At 42.7% G+C, this 17726-nt stretch carries 14 protein-coding genes; 8 read left to right on the top strand and 6 right to left on the bottom strand.

What is annotated here, in order from left to right:
* Window positions 1–76: 76 nt before the first annotated feature.
* From BacF7301_RS19765 to nhaA, 5 genes are all read left to right on the top strand, one after another.
* Window positions 77–535 (top strand): C-GCAxxG-C-C family protein, encoded by a 459-nt coding sequence (locus tag BacF7301_RS19765; protein WP_167965534.1) that lies wholly within the window; start codon window positions 77–79, stop codon window positions 533–535.
* Window positions 536–688: 153 nt separating this feature from the next.
* On the top strand, window positions 689–889 hold the full coding sequence (locus BacF7301_RS19760) for a winged helix-turn-helix domain-containing protein (RefSeq protein ID WP_167965532.1): 201 nt from the start codon (window positions 689–691) through the stop codon (window positions 887–889).
* Window positions 890–1016: 127 nt separating this feature from the next.
* A complete protein-coding gene (lepA, locus tag BacF7301_RS19755; protein ID WP_167965530.1) occupies window positions 1017–2798 on the top strand; it encodes a translation elongation factor 4 in 1782 nt (593 codons plus the stop codon).
* A 141-nt stretch (window positions 2799–2939) separates the two neighbouring features.
* A complete protein-coding gene (locus BacF7301_RS19750) occupies window positions 2940–4118 on the top strand; it encodes a cation:proton antiporter family protein (RefSeq protein WP_167965528.1) in 1179 nt (392 codons plus the stop codon).
* A 45-nt stretch (window positions 4119–4163) separates the two neighbouring features.
* Window positions 4164–5483, top strand: coding sequence for a Na+/H+ antiporter NhaA (gene nhaA, locus BacF7301_RS19745; RefSeq protein ID WP_167965526.1), 1320 nt, complete (start codon window positions 4164–4166; stop codon window positions 5481–5483).
* A gap of 155 nt (window positions 5484–5638) precedes the next feature.
* Here the strand turns inward: nhaA and BacF7301_RS19740 are convergent, their stop codons facing one another.
* Window positions 5639–6880: a DNA recombination protein RmuC gene (locus tag BacF7301_RS19740; protein WP_167965524.1), complete on the bottom strand. Its 1242-nt coding sequence runs from the start codon at window positions 6878–6880 to the stop codon at window positions 5639–5641.
* Window positions 6880–7734 (bottom strand): type I methionyl aminopeptidase, encoded by an 855-nt coding sequence (gene map / locus BacF7301_RS19735; protein ID WP_167965522.1) that lies wholly within the window; start codon window positions 7732–7734, stop codon window positions 6880–6882. Before map ends, BacF7301_RS19740 begins: the two co-directional genes overlap by 1 nt.
* A 180-nt stretch (window positions 7735–7914) precedes the next feature.
* Between map and BacF7301_RS19730 the strand changes: the two genes are divergently transcribed.
* Window positions 7915–9063, top strand: coding sequence for an AAA family ATPase (locus BacF7301_RS19730; RefSeq protein WP_167965520.1), 1149 nt, complete (start codon window positions 7915–7917; stop codon window positions 9061–9063).
* Between the two features lie 153 nt (window positions 9064–9216).
* On the opposite strand, the gene BacF7301_RS19725 is transcribed toward BacF7301_RS19730, so the two are convergent.
* A complete protein-coding gene (locus tag BacF7301_RS19725; RefSeq protein ID WP_167965518.1) occupies window positions 9217–9843 on the bottom strand; it encodes a DUF4858 domain-containing protein in 627 nt (208 codons plus the stop codon).
* A 152-nt stretch (window positions 9844–9995) separates the two neighbouring features.
* Window positions 9996–11630: a B12-binding domain-containing radical SAM protein gene (locus tag BacF7301_RS19720; protein WP_167965516.1), complete on the bottom strand. Its 1635-nt coding sequence runs from the start codon at window positions 11628–11630 to the stop codon at window positions 9996–9998.
* 207 nt (window positions 11631–11837) lie between these two features.
* Here BacF7301_RS19720 and BacF7301_RS19715 point away from each other — a divergent pair, with 207 nt between their 5' ends.
* Window positions 11838–12251, top strand: a complete 414-nt coding sequence (locus BacF7301_RS19715) for a hypothetical protein (RefSeq protein WP_167965514.1) — start codon at window positions 11838–11840, stop codon at window positions 12249–12251.
* 77 nt (window positions 12252–12328) lie between these two features.
* Here BacF7301_RS19715 and BacF7301_RS19710 read toward each other — a convergent pair whose 3' ends face one another.
* Window positions 12329–13249 carry an RluA family pseudouridine synthase gene (locus BacF7301_RS19710; RefSeq protein WP_167965512.1) on the bottom strand — a complete coding sequence of 307 codons (921 nt, stop codon included), beginning with the start codon at window positions 13247–13249 and terminating at the stop codon, window positions 12329–12331.
* A gap of 11 nt (window positions 13250–13260) precedes the next feature.
* The gene (rlmD, locus tag BacF7301_RS19705) at window positions 13261–14631 is read right to left on the bottom strand and encodes a 23S rRNA (uracil(1939)-C(5))-methyltransferase RlmD (protein ID WP_256380265.1); all 1371 of its coding nucleotides are present in this window, start codon (window positions 14629–14631) and stop codon (window positions 13261–13263) included.
* Window positions 14632–14878: 247 nt separating this feature from the next.
* Here rlmD and ppdK point away from each other — a divergent pair, with 247 nt between their 5' ends.
* Window positions 14879–17599 carry a pyruvate, phosphate dikinase gene (gene ppdK / locus BacF7301_RS19700; RefSeq protein ID WP_167965510.1) on the top strand — a complete coding sequence of 907 codons (2721 nt, stop codon included), beginning with the start codon at window positions 14879–14881 and terminating at the stop codon, window positions 17597–17599.
* Window positions 17600–17726 lie beyond the last annotated feature (127 nt).

The raw sequence follows: 17726 nt of genomic DNA, 5'->3' as shown, positions 1-17726 counted from the left end.
TTTAATCTTAGTGTAATTTCCGATAACAAAGATACTTTTTTATATTTTTGCATGAAAATAAAAAGCGAAAAATAGTATGGAAGATAGAATACAAAAAGCTGTAGAGCTTTTTAAGAGCGGATATAACTGTTCGCAGTCGGTAGTGGCTGCCTTTGCGGATATGTATGGATTCACGCAGGAACAGGCCTTGCGCATGAGTGCTTCCTTCGGTGGGGGAATAGGCAGGATGCGCGAAACTTGCGGGGCTGCCTGTGGAATGTTCCTCGTTGCAGGACTGGAAACCGGAGCAACGGAAGCGACAGACCGGGAAGGCAAAGCTGCCAATTATGCGGTGGTGCAGGAACTGGCGGCTGAGTTTAAGAAGAGAAACGGTTCGCTGATTTGTGGCGAATTGTTGGGATTAAAGAAAAAAGAACCGGTTTCCACCGTTCCGGAAGAGCGTAATGCTCAATATTATAGCAAGCGCCCTTGCGCAAAAATGGTGGAAGAAGCGGCAAGAATTTGGTCAGAATACCTCGAAAATCATCCTAAATGAGGGGAAAAATGCTTTTTTATTACAAAATCAATAAAAAAACATTCAATAAAGTGTTATATAACATAAAAATAACTATCTTTGTCCCCGAAATAAAATCTGAAAGTCTTTAGGACCGGATGATTTAAAGCATGTCTAACTAAAATTTCAAAGCAAATGTTGAAAGAAAAAGCAGGTGTAATCGCAGGAAGTATCTGGAGTGCACTGAATGAAACAGAAGGAATGACTGCCAAGCAACTGAAGAAAGCTACTAAGTTGGTTGACAAAGACCTGTTCCTCGGACTTGGCTGGTTATTGAGAGAAGACAAAGTCTCTGTGGAAGAAGTTGAAGGTGAACTCTTCATCAAATTGATCTAAGCGAGTAACTCACTTAAGCAATAAAAAAATGCGTTGGTACATTGTCAGAATGTTATCAACGCATTTTTTTTTATTCCGCCATTTACGTATCTTTGCACACCAAAAAGATAAAATAATAAGAATTCGAATGAAGAATATACGCAATTTTTGTATTATTGCTCATATTGACCACGGTAAGTCGACGCTCGCCGACCGTCTGCTGGAGTTTACCAAGACTATTCAGGTGACTTCCGGACAGATGCTTGACAATATGGATCTGGAGAAGGAGAGAGGAATTACCATCAAGAGCCACGCTATTCAGATGGAATATACCTATAAGGGCGAGAAGTATGTCCTTAACCTGATCGACACTCCGGGACATGTGGATTTCTCGTACGAGGTGTCTCGTTCTATTGCGGCTTGTGAAGGTGCGTTGCTGATTGTCGATGCGTCGCAGGGCGTACAGGCACAGACCATTTCCAACTTGTATATGGCTATCGAGCACGATCTTGAAATTATTCCGGTTATCAATAAATGTGATATGGTGAGTGCTAACCCGGAAGAGGTGGAAGATGAAATCGTGGAACTGCTGGGCTGTAAGCGCGAGGAAGTGATTCGTGCATCAGGTAAAACCGGTATGGGCGTGGAAGAAATTCTTGCGGCTGTTATCGAACGTATTCCTCATCCCGAGGGTGATGACGATGCTCCGTTGCAGGCATTGATTTTTGACTCTGTGTTCAACTCTTTCCGTGGAATTATCGCTTATTTCAAGATTGAGAACGGTGTTATCCGCAAGGGTGATAAGGTGAAGTTCTTCAATACGGGGAAGGAATATGATGCCGACGAGGTAGGGGTGCTGAAAATGGATTTGGTTCCTCGCAACGAGCTTCGTACGGGTGATGTAGGATATATTATTTCCGGTATCAAGACTTCCAAAGAGGTGAAAGTGGGGGATACCATTACTCATATTGCCCGTCCGTGCGACAAGGCTATTGCCGGTTTTGAGGAAGTGAAGCCGATGGTGTTTGCGGGAGTTTATCCGATTGAGGCGGAGGAATTCGAGGATCTTCGGGCATCTTTGGAGAAGTTGCAACTGAATGATGCTTCCTTGACGTTCCAGCCGGAGTCTTCGCTGGCTTTGGGATTTGGTTTCCGTTGTGGTTTCCTCGGATTGCTTCATATGGAGATTGTGCAGGAACGGTTGGATCGTGAGTTTGACATGAATGTGATTACTACGGTACCGAACGTATCCTATCATATCTTTGACAAGCAGGGGAATATGAAAGAGGTGCACAATCCGGGCGGTATGCCTGACCCGACTATGATAGATCATATCGAGGAACCGTATATCAAGTCTTCCATCATTACGACGACCGATTATATAGGTCCTATCATGACGCTTTGCCTGGGTAAACGGGGTGAGCTTATCAAGCAGGAGTATATTTCCGGTAACCGTGTGGAGATATATTATAATATACCTTTGGGTGAGATTGTGATTGACTTTTATGATAAGCTGAAGAGTATCTCCAAAGGGTATGCTTCGTTTGATTATCATCCGAACGGTTTTCGCACTTCCAAGTTGGTGAAGCTCGATATTCTGCTGAACGGCGAGCCTGTGGATGCGCTCTCTACGTTGACACATGTCGACAATGCCTATGACATGGGCAAACGGATGTGTGAGAAGTTGAAGGAGCTGATTCCCCGCCAGCAGTTTGATATTGCCATTCAGGCGGCTATCGGTGCGAAGATTATTTCTCGCGAGACGATTAAGGCAGTTCGTAAGGATGTGACTGCAAAATGTTACGGCGGTGACGTCAGCCGTAAGCGTAAGCTGCTTGAAAAGCAGAAAAAAGGTAAAAAACGAATGAAACAAATAGGTAACGTGGAGGTTCCTCAAAAGGCCTTCCTCGCTGTACTGAAACTGGATTAAAATAAAGCCGCAAGCAATTTTTTCGGATATATATTCTGAACAAATTGACTTGCGGTTAGTTTTTTAATACACCAGGGTGATTGCCTTCTGTCCGCAGAGCTTTCCTTGGCAGTCACTTTTAAAAAACAAACGACTATAAATATGAGAAAAGTTCTGTCTTTTTCGGGCTTCCTTATGTTGGGGCTCATTATTTCACAATTCCTGCCGGTAATGGCAGGGCAAGGTTATGGAACCGTTAAATCCATTTCAAATGTACTGCTTTATGTATGTCTTAGTTTTATAATGATTAATGTGGGCCGGGAGTTCGTGCTCGATAAGGTCAGGTGGAAAAGCTATGCTGAGGATTACTTCATAGCGATGGCGACGGCAGCTCTGCCGTGGTTTATGATTGCCATTTATTATGTGTTTATATTGCTGCCGCCCGATTATTGGAATAGTTGGGAAGCATGGAAGGAGAATCTGTTGTTGAGCCGTTTTGCGGCGCCGACATCGGCAGGTATCTTATTTACGATGTTGGCTGCTATCGGGCTGAAGTCCAGTTGGATTTATAAGAAGATTCAGGTGTTGGCTATCTTTGATGATTTGGATACGATTATCCTGATGATTCCTCTTCAGATAATGATGATCGGATTGCGCTGGCAATTGATTATTGTGGTGGTGGTCGTGTTTATGTTGTTGGCTGTCGGTTGGCAGAAGTTGAATAAATATGACTGGCGTCAGGACTGGAAGGCTATTCTCTTTTATTCGGTTATTATATTCCTGGCTACGCAGATTCTTTATTTAGGCAGCAAGGAGTTGTATGGAGAAGAAGGGAGTATCCATATTGAAGTGCTGTTGCCGGCTTTTGTCTTGGGTATGATTATGAAACATAGGGAGCATGATACGCCCGTGGAGCGAAAAATGTCAACCGGAATTTCTTTCTTGTTTATGTTCCTGGTGGGGATGAGTATGCCTCATTTTATCGGGGTGAACTTTGCGGAGACTCATGCGGGCACACATTCCGTAACGGGCTCACAGGAGATGATGTCCTGGGGAATGATTATGTTCCATGTGGTGATTGTCTCTTTGTTGTCGAATGTAGGAAAACTCTGCCCGATGTTCTTTTATCGCGACCGGAAGTTGAGTGAACGGCTGGCTCTTTCCATCGGAATGTTTACCCGCGGGGAAGTGGGGGCCGGAATTATTTTCATTGCGTTGGGATACAATTTGGGAGGGCCTGCGCTGGTGATTTCTGTGCTGACTTTGGTGTTGAACCTGATTTTGACAGGAATCTTTGTGCTTTGGGTGAAAAACCTGGCTTTGAGGAGCTATACTGAATAGAAAAATCCGTATATTGCCGACTTTAATACTATAAAGCATTTTCTTATGACGATCTTACGGACCATGCGAAACTTCTCGTCGATGAATATCACGGCGAGCATCCTTTTGTTTTTGGCTGCAATTTCCGCCGCTGTTATTGCTAATTCTTCAGTTGCTCCGGTTTATCAGGAGTTTCTGTCTCATGAGCTTCATTTGCAGATTGGTAGTTTTAACTTACTTTCGCATGGCGGGGAAAATCTACGGATGATTGAGTTTATCAATGATGGTTTGATGACGATTTTCTTCCTGATGGTGGGATTGGAAATCAAACGGGAGTTATTGGTTGGCGAGCTTTCTTCTTTCCGCAAAGCGTCATTGCCTTTTATTGCCGCTTGCGGCGGTATGGTGTTTCCGGTATTGATCTATATGCTGTTTTGCCCGCCGGGTAGTGATGGTGGACGGGGACTTGCCATTCCGATGGCGACGGATATTGCTTTTTCATTGGGAGTGTTGAGCTTGTTGGGCAAACGTGTTCCGATAAGTCTGAAAATCTTTCTGACGGCTTTTGCGGTTGTGGATGATATTGGCGGTATCTTGATTATCGCTATCTTTTATAGTTCGCATGTATCTTATGGTTATCTTGTAGTGGCTGCGTTACTTTATGTTTTGCTTTACTTTATTGGAAAATGGGGAGCGATAAATAAAATCTTCATTTTGGTGATTGGTATAGTAATTTGGTACCTATTCCTGCAATCGGGTATTCATAGTACGATTTCAGGGGTGATTCTGGCTTTTGTGATTCCTGCGAAACCTCGTCTGAATGTTGGAAAGTATATTGAACACATCCGTCATACAATAGCCGGTTTCCCGACAATGGAATCGGGAAGTATTGTGTTGACCAATGAGCAGATTTCCAAACTGAAAGAAGTGGAATCGGCTTCCGACCGTGTGATTAGTCCGTTGCAGTCATTGGAGGATAATCTGCATGGGGCTGTCAATTATCTGATTCTGCCGCTTTTTGCTTTTGTCAATGCGGGTGTGGTGCTTGGTGGTGGCGGTGAGTTGGTCGGCAGTGTGGGCATTGCTGTGGCAGCCGGGTTATTGCTGGGAAAATTCATCGGTATTTATTTGTTTACTTGGTTGGCTATCAGAATTAAACTGACTCCCAGGCCATTGGGGATGAATTGGATGAATCTTGCGGGAGTTGCCTTATTGGGTGGTATTGGTTTTACTGTATCACTTTTCATTGCGAACCTTTCTTTCGGTGCTGATTATCCGCTATTATTGAATCAGGCTAAGTTCGGCGTATTGTCAGGCTCCATACTTTCCGGGTTATTAGGATATGCTTTACTCCGGCTGGTACTCATAAAAGGGCAGGGGCACTGATATTGTCTGTTAGGCACGGATTACACGGATTACGCTGTTGCTTTATGCAATCATATTTCTAAAAACCGTGAAATCCGTGTAATCCGTGCCTGATTTGTTATGTATAGGCTTTAGTATATGAAACCGGGATGATGAAGTTTGTTTAACCTATTCTCTTATTGTTCATCTGTAAGCTCATCATCTATTCCGTCAATCGGTAGAATCTTCTGGCTTTCTTCATGTGGTAACTGCTCCACTTGCCGCAGTTTCCGTTCGATGGCACGTGTCCGTTTTCCCATCACTTCTTCCAGTTGGTCTCCGGCGCTTTGCAGGTTCTTCTGTACTTTTTCAAGTAATCCGCCGAATTTTCCGAATTCTGTTTTGACAGCTCCCAATACGGTCCATACTTCTCCGGTACGCTTTTGAATGGCAAGAGTACGGAATCCCATTTGCAGACTATTCAAGATAGCCCCTAATGTTGTCGGTCCGGTCACAACTATCTTATATTCCTTTTGGAGCGTTTCTACAAGACTTGTTCTTCGGATTACTTCCGCATAAATGCTCTCGAAAGGTAAAAACATAATAGCGAAATCGGTGGTAAAAGGCGGATCTACATATTTGTCATGGATGTCTTTTGCCATCTTCTTGATCGTGCTTTCCAGTTGCTTGCCGGATGATTCCATCAGCGCGGCATCTCCTGCTTCGAAAGCATCGTAATATTGCTCGTATATGTCTTTCGGAAATTTGGCATCAATCGGAAGATAAACGGTGCTGTTGGCATCGTCTTTTCCCGGAAGTTTGATGGCAAATTCTACGAATTCAGTTCCGCTCTTTTTCGTTTTAACGTTAGCGTCATACTGTTCGGGGCTCATCATTTGTTCGAGTAATGCTCCGAGCTGTACTTCACCGAATGTTCCCCGCATTTTTACGTTGCTCAATACTTTTTTCAGTCCGCCGACGTCCTGTGCCAGGGATTTCATCTCTCCGAGTCCCTTTTGTACGTTCTCAAGCTGTGAACGGACGATTTCAAACGACTGGCCGATTCGTTCGTTCAGTGTCTTTTGCAGCTTTTCCTCTACCATCAGGCGCATATCGTCCAGGCGTTTCTCGGTAGATTTTACCAGTGCTTCCTGTTGGCGTGCCATCGTGTCGAATTTCTGGCGTTGTAACTCTCCGCTGGTCATCATGTTTTTGTGCAGGACATCCTGGAGTTGCTGCATATTCTGATTGAGCGTTTGCGTCATTTCCATGCGAAGTTCCCGGATGCTGCGGTTCAGTTCTTCCCGGTTCTCCTGCATCTGTTGGCGCAAAGCTATCTGTAATTGTTCCGCTTGAGTTTGATTGTTGCCTTTTGTCAGTGATAATACCAGCAGGACTATCACTAATACGGCAATTACAATAAGTAGAATCAGTTCCATCAATAGGTTAGAATTTCGTTTCCGGTTTCAGTAATCAGAATCATATTTTCCCATTGGGCGGAGGGTAGTCCGTCGTCGGTGCAAACAGTCCATCCGTCGGCTTCGTCTATAAATACTTCGTAGGTTCCCATATTAATCATCGGCTCGATGGTAAAGGTCATACCGGGTACGATCATCATCCCTGTGCCGCGGCGTCCGAAGTGTTCTACATCCGGCTCTTCATGGAATTTCATCCCCACACCGTGTCCGCAAAGGTCGCGGACAACGCTATATCCATTCTTTTCGGCATGTTCCTGAATCGCTGCACCTACATCGCCCAATTGTTTCCAGGGCTGTGCGGCAGCAATTCCTATTTCCATGCATTCTTTGGTTACCCGAACGAGTTTGCGCATTTCGGGACTTACCTCGCCAATCATAAACATGCGGGACGCGTCGGAGAAATAGCCATTATAAATCGTAGAAACATCCACATTGACAATGTCACCGCTTTTAAGGATTTCGTTTTTGTTCGGTATCCCATGACACACTACATCATTGATACTTGTACAAACGCTCTTGGGGAATCCTTCATAATTGAGCGGGGCGGGGATAGCTCCGTGGCCGGTAGTGAAATCATACACCATTACATCAATCTCTTCGGTAGACATTCCTTCACGAATATTTTCAGAGATATAATCCAATAATGCCGTATTGATTTTGGCACTTTCACGAATTCCTTCCAGTTGCTCGGGGGTACGGAGTACTTTACGTGGTGGAAGCTTATATCCTTGTTTTCTATATTTCTGTATTTTCTCTTCTACTGCTGCCGGATAATTGGAGGGGGTAAACCGGAATCCCTTGATAAAATTCTTCATTATTATAGGATGTTTTTTTAATCGTACAACAAAGGTACGAGAATTAATGGAAGATATGCTTTCTTACTTTCTAAAACTTTTCTGTCTTAACAGTAAGATGATATATTATTGATTTTGTATTATACGATTTGTATAATATGAATAGAATAATTATATTTGTGTTCATTAAATATGTAAATAATGGAAAATCCTTTTATTATTATCGGCAATATTCCGGAGAAATATTTCTGTGACAGGCGTGAAGAGTCTAAGAAAGTCATTCGTATCTTATCTAATGGTGGAAATTTGTGTATGATTTCACCAAGGCGTATGGGAAAATCCAAGTTGATTCGTTTTTGTTATGACAAGCCTGAAATTGCTGATAATTATTATACTTTTTATATAGATGTCCTGCATACATCCAGTTTGCGTGAATTCACCTATCTTTTCGGGCAAAAGGTTTTTGAAACATTGAATACAAAAAGTAGAAAGGCATTTATGGCTTTAGTACAGGGATTAAAATCTATCAATGCAAAATTTGGATTTGATCCTGTCAACAGTGCTCCGACATTCAGTTTGGAGTTGGGCGATATTAGCCGTCCGGAACTTACATTGGCCGAAATTTTTGCTTGTCTTGAGCAGGCGGACAAACCATGTATCGTAGCTTTTGATGAATTTCAACAGATTACCAAATATCCGGAAGAGAACATCGAAGCTTTACTTCGTTCGCATATCCAGCATCTTTCCAATGTGCATTTTATCTTTGCCGGTAGCGAGCGTCATCTTGTGACGGAAATGTTCCTTTCTTCTGCCAGACCTTTTTATAACAGTACGTCGATAATGGAATTGCATCCTATTGCAACAGAGGAATATATACCTTTTGTCTGCAAATGGTTCAAGGTATATGAACGGGAGATCCATGAGAATGACGTGTTGAAAATATACGAACTGTTTTACGGGAATACTTATTATATACAGAAGACTTTTCATGAGGCTTTTATCAATACTTCGACAGGTGGTGTATGCACAATAGATATATTGAGACAAACGATTGATGAGATTCTGGAAGAAGCCAGTGATGGTTATCGCCAGATGTTATCCCGGATTCCCGAACGGCAGAAAGAACTCTTATATGCAATCGCTACAGAAGGAAAAGCCCAAAAGATAATGAGTGCTTCTTTTATCCGTAGATATGCATTGACATCTAGTAGTGCTGTTCAGGCGGCAAGCCGTAAATTGATGGAATTGGATTTGTTGACTGTGGAAGATAACGTTTATTATATTCCGGATATTCTTTTCCGTATGTATCTGCAAAGATTAAGAGAGAGCAGTATTTCTTTTCTGGTATGATTGCCGTTCTGCTTTAGCAAGAGAAACTAGGGAAAAGTCAGAAGAATAGGCGAAATCGCCGTTGGCCAACGGCAAATTCATCGTTGGCCAACCATGAATTCACCGTTGGCCAACGGTGAAAATGGTAAGAATGGATAGAAAAAGTTGTAGTATTTACCATTCATATGAAACACTGACTTGTGGTATCCATTCCCATCTTTTTCGCAGGGCATTGTATTGATATTGCATACCGGTTTTAATCTTCCAGTTTTTGTTTATTCTCAAAACAATGTTGCTTCCTAGTTGGGTTGGTTCTACTTCGGAAGGTAGTCCCCGGTGTTTTCGGGTATCAAGATTTTGCGTACCATATATATTGAGTGACCATTTTTTTGAGAATTTATAGTCAATAAGAGTTTGGATATGGAAGTTGTTTTGACTTTCTGCAAAGTTGCTTTTGCTATGCAGAATAAGATTCTTGTTTATTTTTAAAAAAGAATAAGTGGGTAAAAAGGTAGAAGCAGGTGGCCTGTAGAGTATGTTATTGGTGTTAATGGATGGCTTTGAAAAGATTGTAGAAGATTTTATAGTTGGTAATGTTAAATCAAAATCTGTAAACGGCTTTGGAGAATACGTTCCTTGCTCTGTTGCTTCAATGAGTTTTCTGTTTATTATAATTTCTTGGTCGGAGTCTAATATTTGCTGTAGTTTCAATGAGTCCTTCTTACTCCATTCTTGTCCTGCGACAGATAGAGGGAGTAATGATAGGCAAAGAATCATCAACTGATATTTTTGAATGTCCATACAGTGTTATGCTAGTAAAGTTTACTGTATGGACGATGGAGAATAGGAAATGCTGCTACAAATGATAAATGAATAGTAATTATTTCACAAAATATGGGAATACTTTTCTTTTTTTATTTGGACAGTTTTCTGATTACGGGGGGGATTCTTTATTAAGTTGTTGCTTTAAATACCGGTTGTATCTTCTGAATCTCCGATTCAAAGCCGAACCAGTATCCATGTCCTTCTTCGTCGGTGGGAAGAAAGCATAGACGTAGATTTTCACGATATGAACCGTATATTACTTCCCAACTTTCGGGAGGAACTTGCCGTTTGGTTCTTACTCTTTCGGCAGGGGCTTTCTTCAGGGACATTCCTGCTTCTATCCATGCGATGCTGACTTGCGTCAAGTAATCGGGGTATTGACTTTTACAAAAATCGTATAGAATCAATCCTCTTCTTTCCAAACTTAAAGGAGTGTCGATGACATCTGTTTGCACCAAATGGTTGAGGAATTCATGTAAGAAAGAAGGATTCTCCAAAATTAATGTCCGGGTAATGCTTTGCCAGGTAGGAGTATTGTAGAATCCGTCTAAAAGTCGGGACAGATAATGTGCTGTCTGTAACTTATCTACTGATATTTCGCGGGTTTGCAGTACTTCGTACGGTGGGAGTGGCGAGTATTGGATGCCTAGTTCTTCTGCTCTTCTTCGCATTTCAGTGCCGGGAAGTAGCTTCAGAGATTCCAGTTGGATTTCTCCTGCGCCATATTCTGCCAAGGTGTGTACATCTTCGAATATCTCGGATAAGTGATAGAGTGGGAGTCCTGCTATCAGGTCGGCATGCGTCTCCATGTTTTTTAGGGAGCAGAGATATTTCAATCCTTCAAGGGCATCGGACAGCTTTCCGATGCGTCGGCTTTGTTGTAGGACAGACTCTTTTAAACTCTGGATACCGGCTTCCAGGTGTAATAAACCTTTAGGGAGAACGGATAATTCCTTTTTAAGTTCTTCGGAAAGGAGAGCCGGATGGATTTCAAGATGGAAACAGATGTCCGGATAGTTGCGGAACAGGTCGAGTAATTCTTTAGCACGCTTATTATTATAATTAAAGGTACGGTCGAGAACACGTACATTCTTGATGCCATGTTGATGAATATCGTTCAGACGTTCACGGATAGCTTCCAGAGGAATGGTGCGGACAGGCTTTTCACCGCCACTGACACAAAAAGCACAGGTGTTGAAACATCCGCGGGTCGTTTCAAGCTGTACGAAAGGCTTGCTCCAGTTGAAGAAACGGCTCTTTTCTGGTGAGATGAGTTGTGAGAAATTCATGACACGGGCAATGCCGTTATCCTGATATTGATTCGTCTCATCAATGTAGCAAAGTCCGGTTATGGATTTCCATGCTTGCTTTGGGTGATTCCATACTTTAAGCCATTGAGGAAATACTTCTTCACCTTCGCCGCGGAATACTCCGCTGACAAATTTATTTTTGATTAAAAAGTCTTCGTTATCTCCCAAAAACTCGGGACCGCCAAGTACGACACAAGATTGGGGAAGTAATGCTTTTGCACGTGAAACAATATGTAATAGTTGTTCGTGGTTAAATAACCAATTGGTAGCTGCAATGATGTCCGGTTGATGGTGATAGATTTGTTTGACAACGTTACCTATGTTCTCATTGATTGTTGCAGAAACCATACACCATTCGATAGTGATGTCATTTGCTATTTGTGCATGTAGGGCGGGTAATGCCAAAGATGAATGGGCGTATGAACTATTTAAATCAAGCCAAAGAAGTTTCATGTGAAAATTTTAATATTATGTGGCAAAGGTACAAAAAACTTATGGCTTGCTGCCTATAGTGAATAAAAAACGCTAATTTTGTGCATAATTCATATTTCGGTAGAAAACAAAAACTTTGAGTCTCTTATATTTGTTTTAAGAAAGAGATTGTTTTTGTGAAAACGAAATTATATATTTGTATCAATAAACGCAAAAAACTAGATAATTATGAAAATGATTAAGAGATATGCAGGTATCTTGATGATGCTGACCTTATTGGTTGGTTTTACTTCGTGTGAAAGTGAAGAAGAAACAGAATTTAATCTGCCGGGTACATGGTATACCAATGAAGAAATAGATTTTGATTCATATACTTGGGGGAGAGGTACGGTAATGACTTTTAATGCGAGGAATCAAGGAACAATTGGTTCGGTGGGTGATCCGAATTATTTGGTTTTTGAATGGGAGTGGATTAACGAAGGATATAATTCGATGGAATTATATTTCTATGATAGTCGTAGTTATGCATACATTTGGGGAGCAGAAGCAACCGGTAGGACATTTAGTGGAACATGGTATAACACTTGGCAAGACTATAGAGATAGAGTGAATGGTCAGCCATTTTATATGCGTCGTCAATAAAACAATGAGATAGTAGAATATAAAAAATAAGGCCGGAATCAATAAGAAAATGATTCTGGCCTTATTTTTTATCAACCCTATTTCTTCAAAAACAACTTCTTGAAATCTGCCGGATAAGGAGTCTCAAACTCCATCAAGTCCCTCGTCACCGGATGATAAAAACAAAGTTTGAAAGCATGAAGGGCTAATCGTCCGATAGGATTCGAATAGTTTTCTCCACCGTATCTTCCATCACCGATAATCGGATGACCTAACCCTTGCATATGTACACGAATCTGATTCTTGCGGCCTGTTTCCAAATCAAGTTCCAACAAAGAATATCCGTTCGCACGTTTGATTGTCTTGTAATGTGTGATTGACTTCGAACCACCATCGTCATATTCGCTGGAACTGACATACAAAGTCTTGTCTGTCAACCAAGATACTACCGTATCATAATCCTTCTCCATATTTCCTTCCACTACGGCTACATATCTGCGGTCGGTCACTATCTCTTGCCAATTGTCACGCAAAATTTGCTGTGTCTTTTCATTTTTTGCAAACATCATCAAACCGGAAGTATCTCTATCCAGGCGGTGAACGATGAATACACGGAATTGGCGACCGGAACGCTGCACATATTCATTAAGTATGGTGTAAGCGGTACGCTCCTTTTGACGTTCCGTATTGACGGATAAGAGTCCTTGCGTCTTTTCAATGACGATAATATAGGCATCTTCATACACAATCTTCAGCAATCTGTTGCTAAATTCTTTCTTTCCTTTTACCTTGCTGATTTGCACTTTCATTCCTGCTTGAAGCGGGAAATTAAATTGCGTAGTGATTACATTGTCTACAAGCACCACTCGTTTGCTCAACAAAGCCTTCAGTTTCGTGCGACTTGCATCCGGCATTTTAGCAGCCAGGAAATCCATGAGTTCCATCGGCTCTTTGACTGCGTAGTTCGTATATTGGGCGCGTGCTTTTTCTGCAAGCGTCTTTCTCGGTCTTTTTTCCATTCTTTTCTCTTTTATCGAAATTCTAGCAATACTACATTCTCCACATGATGAGTATGGGGGAACATATCTACAGGTTGCACAGCTTTCACTTTATATTTGCCGTCGAGTAATTGCAAGTCGCGTGCCTGGGTAGCAGGATTACAGCTTACATAAACAATCCGTTTAGGTTCGGCGAATAAAATGACGTCAACCACATCCTGATGCATACCTGCGCGGGGTGGGTCTGTAATGATAACATCCGGGCGTCCGTGCTGATTGATGAAATCCTGCGTCAGCATATCCTTCATGTCACCGGCATAGAACAAAGCGTTTTTAATATCATTGATTTCCGCGTTTACCTTTGCGTCTTCGATTGCTTCCGGTACATATTCGATACCAATCACCTGGCGTGCCTGTCGTGAAACGAAGTTGGCAATCGTTCCTGTTCCGGTATAAAGGTCGTACACCAGTTCATTTCCGGTCAGTCCGGCAAAGTCACGGGCTATCTTATATAGATTGTATGCCTGTTCCGAATTAGTCTGATAGAACGATTTCGGTCCGACTTTGAAACGCAGTCCTTCCATCTCCTCAAAGATGTGATCCATTCCTTTAAATACGTGCACATCCAAATCGTTGATGGTATCGTTACACTTATTATTAATAATGTATAATAGAGAAGTAATTTCCGGGAAAGAGTCAGCGATGAACTGAAGCAGTTGCTTGAACAGTTCCATTTCGTGATCTTCTGTGATCTTGCAAATCACAATAACCATCAATTCGCCTGTCGAAGAAGTGCGGATAATCATATTCCGCAGCATACCTTCCTGTGAGCGCAGGTTGATAAAGGAATAATCGTGCTCGTAAGCATAATCACGTACCGCGTTACGGATACGGTTGGATATATCGTCCTGTAACCAGCATTTCTCGATAGCCAGCACCTTGTCAAACGCACCCGGAATATGGAAACCTACCGCATTCATCTGATCGTACTTCACATCCTGGCGCACTTCTTCGTTTGTCAACCAACGTTTGTTGGAAAAAGTGAACTCCAGTTTGTTTCTGTACCATTCAGTTTTTGCCGAACCAAGAATCGGGGAGATTTCAGGCAGCTCGATTTTCCCGATACGTTTCAGGTTATCTTCCACTTGCTGCTGCTTATATCTGATTTGTTCCGCGTAAGGGAGCACTTGCCATTTGCAGCCGCCGCATACGCCATAGTGTTGGCAGAAAGGAACGGCGCGATTGGGCGATAGTTCATGAAACTTCACCGCTTCTGCTTCGGCATATTTATTCTTTTTACGCTTGATCTGAAGGTCTACGACGTCACCCGGCACTACGTAGGGGACAAAAATTACCAGGTCGTTTACTTTTGCGATGGCTTTTCCTTCGGCAGCCACATCCATGATTGTTACCTTCTCTAATAAGGGAAGCTCTTTTTTCTTTCTTGCCACTTTTACACCAGTCTAATAATTACTCTGCAAAAGTAGGTATTTTTTTTGGAAAAATTTCGTGTCTGTAGAAATATTCCAGATTGTAATGTCGAAATTGCATTTTGATAGAAAGTTTTTTCGCAAAAAGTTTTCTGGTTTACGAAATATCCTTAGATTTGCGAACAGAAGATAATCATAATGTAACTTTAAACACAGTATTATGGATAAAAAAAGAGTTTATACCTTTGGTAATGGTCAGGCAGAAGGAAAGGCTGACATGAAGAATTTGCTAGGTGGTAAAGGTGCCAATCTTGCTGAAATGAATTTGATCGGAATTCCAGTCCCTCCAGGATTCACAATAACTACAGATGTTTGTACGGAATACAATACATTAGGACAGGACAAAGTGGTTGAGTTACTGAAAGATGATGTCGTGAAAGCCATCTCTAATGTAGAGGGCTTGATGAAATCAAAATTTGGTGACATTGAAAATCCTTTGTTGGTGTCTGTACGTTCCGGTGCCCGCGCGTCTATGCCGGGTATGATGGATACTATCCTGAACCTGGGTCTGAATGACGAAGTGGTGGAAGGTATTATCCGTAAGACAGGTAACGCACGCTTTGCATGGGATTCTTACCGCCGCTTTGTACAGATGTACGGTGACGTGGTATTGGGTATGAAGCCTACCAATAAGGAAGATATCGACCCGTTCGAAGCAATCATCGAAGAGGTGAAAGAATCGAAGGGTGTGAAACTCGACAACGAGTTGGAAGTGGAAGACTTGAAAGAACTCGTGAAGAAATTTAAAGCTGCCGTAAAAGAACAGACAGGAAAAGATTTCCCGACTTGTGCATACGAACAGCTTTGGGGTGCCATCTGCGCAGTATTCGATTCATGGATGAATGAACGTGCTATCCTTTACCGTAAGATGGAAAGTATTCCTGATGAATGGGGAACAGCCGTAAACGTTCAGGCGATGGTATTCGGTAATATGGGTGAGACATCGGCAACCGGTGTTTGTTTCTCACGTGATGCCGGTACGGGTGAAGACCTTTTCAATGGTGAATACCTGATTAACGCGCAAGGTGAAGACGTAGTGGCAGGTATCCGTACTCCGCAACAGATCACTAAGATCGGTTCTCAACGCTGGGCTCAACTGGCCGGAGTAAGCGAAGAAGAGCGCGCAGAAAAATATCCTTCTATGGAAGAAGCTATGCCGGAAATCTACAAAGAACTGGATGCGCTTCAGACTAAACTGGAAAATCACTATAAAGATATGCAGGACATGGAGTTCACCGTACAGGAAGGTAAACTTTGGTTCCTTCAGACACGTAACGGTAAGCGTACGGGTGCCGCTATGGTGAAAATTGCTATGGATTTGCTTCGTCAAGGTATGATTGATGAAAAGACAGCTTTGATGCGTGTTGAGCCGAATAAGCTGGACGAATTGCTTCACCCTGTATTTGATAAGGATGCTTTAAAGAAAGCTAAAGTCCTGACTCGCGGTCTTCCGGCTTCTCCGGGTGCTGCAACCGGTCAGATTGTATTCTTCGCCGACGACGCTGCCGAATGGCATGCTGCCGGAAAGCGTGTAGTGATGGTTCGTATCGAAACTTCTCCTGAAGACTTGGCAGGTATGGCAGTTGCCGAAGGTATCCTGACAGCTCGTGGCGGTATGACTTCTCACGCTGCTGTGGTTGCCCGTGGTATGGGTAAATGCTGTGTGTCGGGTGCGGGTGCATTGAATATTGATTATAAAGGCCGTACGGTAGAAATTGATGGTGTAGTGCTGAAAGAAGGCGATTACATCTCTCTGAACGGAAGTACGGGTGTTGTATATAATGGTAAGGTGGAAACGCAGGCTGCCGAACTTTCCGGTGACTTTGCCGAATTGATGACGTTGGCTGATAAATATACCCGTCTGCAAGTACGCACGAATGCGGATACTCCTCATGATGCGGAAGTAGCCCGTAATTTCGGCGCGATAGGTATCGGTCTTTGCCGTACGGAACATATGTTCTTTGAAGGTGAGAAAATCAAGGCAATGCGTGAAATGATCCTGGCAGAAGATGCAGATGGACGTCGGAAAGCATTGGCTAAGATTCTTCCATACCAGCAGGCTGACTTCAAGGGTATCTTCAAGGCAATGGCAGGTTGTCCGGTGACTGTACGTCTGCTCGATCCTCCTTTGCATGAGTTTGTTCCTCACGATTTGAAGGGACAGCAGGAAATGGCGGATACAATGGGCGTAAGTCTGCATTATATCCAGCAGCGTGTAGAATCCTTGTGCGAACACAACCCGATGTTGGGTCACCGTGGTTGCCGTTTGGGAAATACATATCCTGAAATTACGCAGATGCAGACACGTGCTATTCTGGGGGCTGCATTGGAATTGAAGAAAGAAGGAGTGGAGACACATCCGGAAATCATGGTTCCGTTGACCGGTATCTTATATGAATTCAAGGAACAGGAAAACGTGATCCGCACAGAAGCTGCGAAGTTGTTCGAAGAGTTGGGAGACAGCATTGACTTCAAAGTAGGTACAATGATTGAAATCCCGCGCGCAGCTTTGACAGCCGACCGTATTGCTTCTTCTGCTGAATTCTTCTCATTCGGTACAAATGACTTGACGCAGATGACCTTCGGTTATTCTCGTGACGATATCGCTTCTTTCCTTCCTGTTTATCTGGAAAAGAAGATTTTGAAAGTAGACCCGTTCCAGGTGCTCGACCAGAATGGTGTGGGACAACTGGTACGTATGGCAACAGAAAAAGGCCGTGCTATCCGTCCGGATTTGAAATGCGGTATTTGTGGTGAACATGGTGGTGAGCCTTCTTCAGTGAAGTTCTGCCACAGAGTGGGCTTGAACTACGTTAGTTGTTCTCCATTCCGCGTGCCCATCGCAAGACTGGCGGCGGCTCAAGCAGCTATTGAGGGATAGTTGAATACACTGGTTAGGTACTTGACTATCTGATAAATCAATATTAATCAGTAAGTTATAGAGGGATTTGCTTTTATAGTAAGTCCCTCTTTCTATTGTTATAATAGTCTGTTTTTAATGATTGTTT

This window comes from Bacteroides faecium, from assembly GCF_012113595.1.
Classification (GTDB): Bacteria; Bacteroidota; Bacteroidia; order Bacteroidales; family Bacteroidaceae; genus Bacteroides; species Bacteroides faecium.
Note: the sequence above shows the minus strand (reverse complement) of the source record. Positions and strands in the feature narration are given on the sequence as shown.